The organism is Terriglobus sp. YAF25 (assembly GCF_052113305.1).
Taxonomy (GTDB): domain Bacteria; phylum Acidobacteriota; class Terriglobia; order Terriglobales; family Acidobacteriaceae; genus Terriglobus.
The window spans coordinates 1-9032 of record NZ_JBFRCY010000339.1 but is presented as its reverse complement, the minus strand read 5'-3'; the positions used below and the strand labels follow the sequence as shown (position 1 = coordinate 9032).

5 protein-coding genes are annotated in these 9032 nt (G+C 56.3%); 2 read left to right on the top strand and 3 right to left on the bottom strand.

Annotated features, from left to right (window positions below; translation table 11 throughout):
- Window positions 1-93: 93 nt before the first annotated feature.
- The gene (locus AB4043_RS14975; RefSeq protein ID WP_442300699.1) at window positions 94-1518 is read right to left on the bottom strand and encodes a type II secretion system protein GspD; all 1425 of its coding nucleotides are present in this window, start codon (window positions 1516-1518) and stop codon (window positions 94-96) included.
- Between the two features lie 6 nt (window positions 1519-1524).
- Window positions 1525-3240: a type II and III secretion system protein gene (locus AB4043_RS14970; RefSeq protein ID WP_442300700.1), complete on the bottom strand. Its 1716-nt coding sequence runs from the start codon at window positions 3238-3240 to the stop codon at window positions 1525-1527.
- Between the two features lie 370 nt (window positions 3241-3610).
- Here AB4043_RS14970 and AB4043_RS14965 point away from each other — a divergent pair, with 370 nt between their 5' ends.
- The gene (locus tag AB4043_RS14965; RefSeq protein WP_442300701.1) at window positions 3611-4138 is read left to right on the top strand and encodes a hypothetical protein; all 528 of its coding nucleotides are present in this window, start codon (window positions 3611-3613) and stop codon (window positions 4136-4138) included.
- 108 nt (window positions 4139-4246) lie between these two features.
- On the opposite strand, the gene AB4043_RS14960 is transcribed toward AB4043_RS14965, so the two are convergent.
- On the bottom strand, window positions 4247-5422 hold the full coding sequence (locus AB4043_RS14960) for a hypothetical protein (protein ID WP_442307399.1): 1176 nt from the start codon (window positions 5420-5422) through the stop codon (window positions 4247-4249).
- Between the two features lie 209 nt (window positions 5423-5631).
- Here AB4043_RS14960 and AB4043_RS14955 point away from each other — a divergent pair.
- The coding region (locus AB4043_RS14955) for a carboxypeptidase regulatory-like domain-containing protein (RefSeq protein ID WP_442307398.1) at window positions 5632-9032 on the top strand (3401 nt) is incomplete at its 3' end.

Here is a 9032-nt window from a genome sequence, read left to right as displayed (position 1 = left end):
CTGCATCTATGGGCGTTTTCCGCAATGAAAACGCCACTGCACGCCCTTTCCGGGATACCCAGCAACAGGGAAAGGCTGTAAGCCGGCTGAGAATCAGTGGGTTGGGAGAAGAAAGACGGTACCCGCAGATTTGTCGTGCGCCATGCGCACGATATGCGGTGTCACCATCAGGATGATCTCCATGACGTCATGTTCGGCATTCCGATGGGGTTCGGCATTGAGCGGCAAACCTGTCAATGCCGCTGAAGCCTGCTTCTCAAGCAGGCTTACCAGCAGGACACTTTGCCCGGAACGCAGCACCGCTTCGCCGATGTACTGCCGGTTCGAGAGTATCGGCAGATCGCCGATGCCTGTTCCGGTAAGAGCTGCGACGGTGAGATCCAGATTCAGGGCGATATGTTCCGATTCGTTGATGCGAGGAGTGACCTTCAGGGTGACGCCGAGATCCTGGTATTGAAACTGTGGAACGGTTGAACCTGAAGAGGAGGAGCCAACGTTGGAGGTCTTTGCGATGAGGATGGGATATCGCGATCCAATGCGGATGCTTCCTTGCTCCTGATCCAGAAGGCGAAGCTGCATTTGTTTAAGAGAGCGGGCCTCCGACGAGTTGAGGGCAAGGTCCGCGGCGACGTCGCCGATATTGAGCCCCAACTCCGTCAGGCCTCCTCCAAAGACAACAAAAGGGCTATTGAAGACACTGTCCTTTACCAGGCCCGAGGCGATGAGAATCGCGACGATTTTTTTGTAGTCGCTTGCATCAGCGAGGCCGCTGGCAACGATCTGTTTAACGGCATCGGCGTTCGCCGAGAGAATCTGGCTGATCTCCGTAGCCACATGAAAGAGATTGGTCGATCCCGGCAAAGTCAGGCCGATGTTGCGGGTTTTGCTCTTGTCGAGCTCATAGAGCTCAACATCCAGCAGAATGACGCTGCGTCCGTTCAGCAGCTCATGAAGAAGCGCATCCAGCGGAAGCAGCTCTCGCTGTGGGGCGCGGATCGTAACGCTGTTGGCATTTGCCTCCAGCGCATAGGAGCCGGTCTCCAGGATGGACCGCATCAGACCCGCGATGTCATTCATCTCGGCAGCAGACATGCCGAGCAAGCGAATCGTTCCCATCTGCAGATACTCATATCGCCTGCGGTTTTCTACCGTGTCTTCATAAAAGTGAGCCTGCGTTGCCTCCCAGGGAATGGCAAAGGTTCCGGTAACAAGTTCCAGGGCTTCGAGTGCCTGTTGCAGTGAGGCATCGTCGATCTGCAGCGATACCTGCCGTTGCGGCACGGTAACGTCGATCGACGCCTCCAGATCGTATGCACCAAGCACCTGGCGAATGAGTGTCTGCGTATCGGTTCTCGTGTGAAATGAGCAGTGTTTCCCCGAAGGTTTAAGTTCGATCGCTGATTTCAGCTCATACGATGGCGCGGATTCCTGTGCACCGCAGGCCACGATGCAGCTCGCGATCAATGCAGAGAAGACTCCCATCCGTCCGCCCGGGCGATGGTGTATGCAGAGCCACATCGTCATTTATTCCGTGTGCGATTTCCGTAGCTGGATCGACTCGCCCGTCCCGATATCCACCTGCTTGAGACTTGCAGGATCGACCTGCATGGTACGGACGAGGTGCGGTGTGATGAGAAAAACGATCTCGTCATGTTCCAGCGTCTGTTTCTGGGTACTGAAGAGATATTTGATGAGGGGGACCTCTCCCAGGCCGGGTGTTCCACTGACATCCTTGTTGTTCTGGTCTTCAAGAAGACCTCCGATCAGGTTGCTCTCTCCCTCTTTCAGGCGGATGACCTCATCGACCGCCTGTTGGCTGATGATTGGCTCGGTGACGCCGCTAATAGTTGTTTCACCGGTCTTCGCGCTGATCTCTACCTTTACCTTCAGYGTTACATCGCCGTTGTAGTGAATCACCGGCTGCATCTCCATAGTGACGCCCACATCGATATAGGTGAACTGCGTCTGCACGGCAGCAGAGCTGGCTGCCGTAGGAGTGCTGTAAGAACCAGTGGCGACGGGAATTCTTGAGCCGATCTTGAGCGTGGATTTCTGGCCGTCGGTCGCCCGCAGTCTCGGGTTCTGCAGAATACGGGTCTCGCTATCGGTCATCAGAACCTGCGCCGCGGCGGAACCGACCGTAAGCTGAATGTTCTTCGCGTTCAGATGCGCCAGGTCGTTCAGGTTGAATTTGGCATCGGAGTCGCTGCTGGTGCTTTGCAGTGCAGCCGCGATGCTTTGCGGGAGCTGCAGACCAAGGTTGCGCACTTTGTCTTTGCTTACGGTCATCACGGCCACATCGATCACTACCTCCGCATGTGCCCGGTCCAGATCGTCAATCACCTTCTGGGCCAGGAGAAGCTGGTCAGGCGTACCCCGCATGACGATTGCGTTCTGGCTGGGGACAAGGAAGGTTCGTACACTCTGGTCCATCACATTCCGCAGGGCCGTAATGAGTTCATTGGCATCGCTCTGTTGCGTGGTGTTGGCGAGATAGAAGGTCTGCAGCGCCTGTGTCTCCAGGCTGGTTCGCTTCGCGCGGGTATCGGCTACAACAAAGATGGTGTTTGGGGTGATCGGCCTCCAGAATGTTCCGGTGAGCGTGCCGATGACCTGCAGCGCATCCGCGAGCGGGATCTTCGTGATGTCGACGGCGACCCGTTTGGTGATGAGGTCAGGATCGAACAACACATTGACTCCCGCGGTTTTGCCGATGGCCTGATAGATCACCTTGGTGTCTTCGATCATGTGCAGCGTGATGGCATCGTCTGAGAGCGTTTTCAGCTCGACCGGTTTTGCCATGGCCGCAACCTTACGGTTGGTCTCAGGGGATTGCGGCAGATCACTCTTCTCGGGTTGAGGAGGGATGATACCGGCAAGCCCGGCGATCGCCTGCTGGACAGCTGCATTGGATGGATCGACAGAGGAGGCGCGAAGGTACTCCGCCAGGGCATCGGTGGTCTTACCTGCCTGCCTGTATTCATTGCCCCTTTTCAAATGAACGGCCGACGATAGCAGCCGTACGCGCTCGCAGGCAGTGCGGTAGCGAAGATCGGTGGGCGACTTCTGCAGGGCTGTGCGATATGCGAGGAAAGCCTCTTCATATTGCTGCCGGGCCTCTGCAGCCTGTCCTTGCTTGTATAGAGAACGCGCCGAAGGTTCTGCCCATCCTGATACGGGCAACAGGCATAGCAAGGTCATGGCCAGAAAGGGAAGAGTATAAGTTCGGTTCAGCGGCACAGCGAAACACCCCCACGGGTATTTGTGCGGAAGCGAGAAAACTTCCGGATAATCTCAGCCTTTTTGTGGGAGAAGCATTAGGGAATGCAGGCTTACAGGCAAGGTCAAACGATGTCGCACGGGCGACATAGGCGCCGGCATATTTGCGATGTAATCGGTAGACGCAACAGGAACGAATGACGTTAGCAAGATGAATGCTGGATCGGTTACTGCTGCATGGATACGATGAGCCGTTCCCACATGGGGGGATGCGAGTCTTGGTGAGGCGGCCGGCATTGCATCAGTAGTAACTTCACTGCAATGATGACGTCTTCGCCAATTCTTCGAAATACGCTTGCCATTTACAGCGCAGTGGCATGACACTTCAGATATGAATCCATTGTGGTTCTGTACGACCGCCAGCCTTATCGTGCTGTGTGCCATCTGCCTTGTTACTAAGGTATATAAGGAGCTGCGTTTTTACTCCGGCATGCAGGCTCTGTTTGCGCTGCTGGCGCTGGTGTTCATCTGGGCCTATTACTCTCCCCGGGTTTCACAAGCTTCCTACGAAGAGCTGTTCTGGTGGAAGCAGCACTTTACCCAGGCTAGTGAGATTGTGCTCTGCGTATATCTACTGAATGAGGAGATTCAACGTCCGTCCCGGTTGAAGAAGCTGCTGGCTTACATGAATGGCGGATATGCGCTGATCAAGTATCTGCCTTCGATTGTCAGCGATGTGCCGCAGGAGGTTGCGAAAAGTTTCTTGTATCAAGTGCAGCAATGGACGAACTTTGCTGTCATAATCTGCTCGGGGATTGCCATCCTATGGCTCTATCCCAAGGAGAAAGTGAATGCCGGAAGAGTTGAAGGAAACGACGGAGACGGGTTTTACGCAGGAGCCGACCGAGGCAGTGTTTAGCGTAACTGAAGTGGCCGCGCTGAGCGAAGATGATGGTTCAGACGGTGGCGAGCCCCCGACGAAGCCCAGCAATGGTTAAGAAAGAGCCCCTCGCGATGAGGGGCTTTTTCACTGTTCTGGGGAAAAGATTTCAGTCGTCGCGCAGAGCAGACCGGCAAGGGACAGGAAGGGTWCAWGCGTTACCGGATCGAAGGTCCGGGTCACGATGGCATAGTCTTTCGCCTGCGGCTCCGGATAGGTGCGGAGCAATGACCATGACCGTTGTGGGTTGAAGGCGTCCCGGATGCGCGGCGGCCCGCTGTCAGAGTCGCCGCGGTCGAAGGTAAAGCGCAGCCCAGCAACATTCTGCTGGGTCCAGGGATTGGAGAATGAGCCGATCGCAATGATCGGGTGGCCGCGAAGCTCGTCCATCTTCAGGTCGGTACCCTGGCGAACCAGGGGAGTCTTGCCCTTCCGTTCCAACGCAAGCGTAACCGACAGTGTTGCCTGAAGGACCGGTAACGAGACGTGCCAGTTGTGAAAGATCTGAACGTCCGCCAGGCCAAGACTTACTGACTCGCCCGGTTTCAGCCGGGAGAACTGCTGCATGGTGTTGGGTTGGAACTGAAATGTATCGGTCGTCGGCAGGCTGACGACCGGCGAGGACGGTGCGTCCAGAATGGGCTGCCAGAAACGATCGAAGTTGGTCGTATGGGGGCGAAGGGCAAGCGTCATCCAGACAGCTACGGCGATAAGGGCAACGGCGCCGCTCCCCCAGAACAGCCCGGCGCGTGCCGGCACCTTCGCGTGCTGACCGACCGACTCTTCTGATGTTGCGATATGCGGCTGGTCTTCGTGGACGCCGGAGACCGGTGGATGATCGATCGGGCTGGGCAGGGCTGAGTTGAGCTGGGCCGGTGCCTCCTGAAGCTTCCAATGAAACTCCGGAATGTATCCTCCGGCCATCAGGTCGATCCGAACCGGCGTCGCAGATCGCTGACTGGAGTAGTACTGCGCCAGTCGCCGGCGGACATCATTCGCTCTTACCCGGACGATGGAATCGGTTGCGGTCTCATAGTCAACTGCCCGGCCAAAGAGCTCCACACCGAGGAACCGTTCGGTCAGGCCGTCGGAATCTCCTGCAAGGGCTCGCTTGACGACAAACTCAAGAAAATCTCTGCACCGTTTACTGCTGGAAAAGCTGTCACTGGTCAAAATTCTCGCCAGCTCATCCAGGGCCGCGTCCACCTGTTCCCGGGAAGGGAGCGACGCGTGCGCTGACGATTGCGCTAAAGAGGAAGTCATTGTCTTCTCGTTTGGGAAACCAAGCATATCACGCTCGTAACGTGCTCGTAACGTTCTTTCTGAAGGCGCGCAAGTCATTGACGAGATTCATGATGCGCTCGTTCCGGGCGGCTGAACTGTTCCAAACGTTGACACTCCGATTTCAGGAAAAGAGACTCGGCGACGTTCAGGAACAGGGTGCTTGACGAGTAGATGCCTCTGTCTGACGGATGGGCATTAGGAGGCTTTCAGTGAAAGCACGTATAGCAAGTCATCAACGATATGTTTGGAATCTGGCAGTCAGGTCGTTCGCAGTCGGTATACTCTGCCTTCTGTTTGCCGGAGCAATCGATTCCTTACAGGCACAGGTCTTACAGCGGCTTCTCGGGAGGGTTAGCGACCCCTCGGGCGCGGTTGTTCCCGAAGCGACCGTAACGATTACGAATGAAGAGACGGGGGTAGTGACGACAACACAAACCTCCAAAACAGGAGATTGGGTGGCCCCCTATCTCTCCCCCGGCCGTTACACCGTCTCGGCCGCAAGGCCGGGGTTTACCACCGCTATTGAGACCGGAGTCACTCTGAATGTGGGACAACTTCGCTCGGTTGATCTTGAACTGAAGATTGGGGCGACCATGGAGTCCATCACCACAACGGCTCATACCCTGGCGCTCGACACGGTCTCGGCGGATAGGCAGACAGTGGTCGAAGGCACGGCTGTCTCCGATCTGCCCTTCAATGCCAGGAACGTAATGGTCAGCACCATCGCGGTTCCAGGAGTAGGCAGCAAGAATGGCCTCAACAATCAGCTTCCCTATGGCAATATCACCAGCGGCCTGGTGGTGAACAGCTCGGCTCTGTCGATCAACATGGACGGCGTGAATAACATGTCCACCGGCTTCCAGACGATGTCGTACCTTCCATTGGTCGATACCGTTCAGGAGATGGTGGTCGATACTACGCCGTATGACGCGGGCGCGGTCGGGTTCGCCACCGCGGGCAATCTCGACGTGCATCTGAAGAGCGGAACCAATACCCTGCACGGAACCGTGTACGAGTACTACAAGAGCACAGGGCTGGATGCGAACAGCTACCAGAACAACTACTTCGGAAGACCGCGGGGAAGCCACAAGAGCAACCAATACGGTTTTGAGCTCGACGGTCCGGTCCGTATTCCCCTGCTCTATAACGGCATAGACAGAACCTTCTTCACGATTGCGTTTGAGAACTTCCGCAATCTGACACCAAATCCGATTACGACCTCGGTTCCCGGAGTCTTCGGCGGAGCGTCATGGTTTACGCCGATCAATGGCTATTACCAGTTCAATGGTCTGGTGCAGGGAAATGGAGCGGCTATTACGCTCTACGATCCCGCATCTCCGAATGCCGCGGCGCGTAAGTCGTTTCTCAGCGAGGGCGCGCCAAACAGCTATTCCATTCCCGTGTCGCGCGTGAATGCGGCGGCTCTCAATATCCTTAAGTACTTCCCCGCACCTAATATTGCTGCGCCGGCAGGCTCGGCTCCCTGGCAGAACAATTACTACTTCAACGGATCAGTTCCGAGCATCTACCGGAACTTCATGATTAAGCTCGATCACAATCTCAGTCCGAACGATCGTGTGTCGGCCCGGTGGGGGTGGTGGAACCAGTTCCAGACAACCAACTCAAACGGCTTTGCTCCGGACAATCCGGCGGTCTATGGCCAGTTCCCGAGCGGGCAGAAGTTCCAGACCTTCTTTGCCGACTGGGTTCATACCTTCAGCGCGCATGCCGTCTTCAACTTCAAGGCAAGCGTCAATATGGATGAGGCGGAGAATAAGGCGTCCATTCCCTTCAATACCAGTTCTCTTGGCCTTCCCAATGTATCTGCGGGTGTAACGCAGCAGAGCCTCCTTGGGTTCTTCCCACAGGTCGCCCTCAGCGGGTTTGCGCAGATGGGTTCTGCGCAAACCTCGATCGCCGTTCACAATCAGCTCAGCATTCTGCCGTCCATCACGCTGGTTCATGGTCCGCACGATATCCACATCGGCCTGGACAACCGCGAGTACCAGATCTCAACGAAACAGGCAGCCGGCGGCCTTACTCTTACCTCTAACCAACAGTGGACCCAGGCAAGCAATGCGAATACCGCGGATGCTGCCTCAGGGCTTTCGATCGCATCGTTTATGTTGGACCATGGATATCTTGCGGCATCCGTGGGCAATACCAACGGAGGCTTGGTTCAACCGGCACAGGAGTTCCGTTCGTTTCACTATTGGGGCGTCTTTTTCCAGGACAACTACAAAGTCAAACAGAACCTGACTCTCAATCTTGGCCTGCGTTATGACTTTCCGACGCAAGCCGTCGACCGGCACAATCGCTATACCAACACCTTCAACTCAACGGTCGTGAATCCCATCAGCGCGACGGCGGGAAGTGTCTACACGGGCGGACTTACCTTCTCCGGCGTGAACGGAGTTCCGCGGACCCAGATCCCACGGGCGTGGTATCTGTTTGAGCCGCGCTTCGGCTTCTCATACAGCCTGAATCAAAAGACCGTGATCAAGGGCGGCATTGGAGGCACCTTCAACTGGGCTGCATACACTGGCTCGCAGACTGGATTCAGCGCGACCACGCCGCTCGTCGCTTCGCCAACGACTCTCTACACAACGCCGACGTCAACGATCGATACGCCGTTCCCCGGTGGCTATGTCTCTGCCCCCGGAGCATCGCTGGGGTACCTTGCCGGTCTTGGCTCGAGCGTCAGTTACTACAATCCTGATACACGCTTTGGCGAGACCTGGAACTACTCTCTTGGCATTCAGCGGCAGTTGAGCCGAGGAGACATCCTTGATGTCAGCTACGAAGGGAAGTCCTTTACCAAAGGACCGACAGGTGATGACATCAACGTTGTACCGGCGAGCTGGTATGCGCAGTGCAATGCGGAGATCGGTGGCAATCCCGCTCTCTGCACTACTGCGGGTACAGCGAATCCTTTCAAGGGTGTCAATGGATTTCAGGGAACGAACTTTTACACCGCGTCCACCGTGCAGAGCGGAGTCTTCAAGCAAGCCTTCCCGCAATATACGGCCGTCTTTCAAAACGGAGCCCAGAACCATAATGGCCTATGGTTGAACTCGTTCCAGGTCTCCGAAACCCATCGCTTTGCCCACAGCCTTACCTCAACGGCGAGCTATGCCTATTCCAGAATCATGGATAACAATGGATGGCTCGACTACACCTATCGCATCAATGCGAGGATTCAGGATCAGAACGATCTGAATCATCGCATCACGTTCACGGGTGTCTACCAGCTACCGGTTGGAAGAGGACAATCCTTCCTCGGCCAGACAAACCGTCTGGTGGATGCGCTGATTGGTGGATGGAAGGTCGGCGGGCTCTTCCTCTTTGAGACCGGCAGACCATGGCAGCCGCAATGCGGCGGTGGACAGCACGCTGGTCTGGGTGGATCGACAGGCTGCCTGGAGACTCCCTTCGGCCTGAGCCCGATCAAGATGGCGCGCACTGTATCTGGTTCGGGGCCTCAGGTGATCCGCGGCGCCGCGCCATGCGTGGGTGACCGCAATGCAACCACCGGAGCCATCGTTCTTCGTGCATCAGCGATTGCTTACGGCTGCCAGCAGGCGAACTT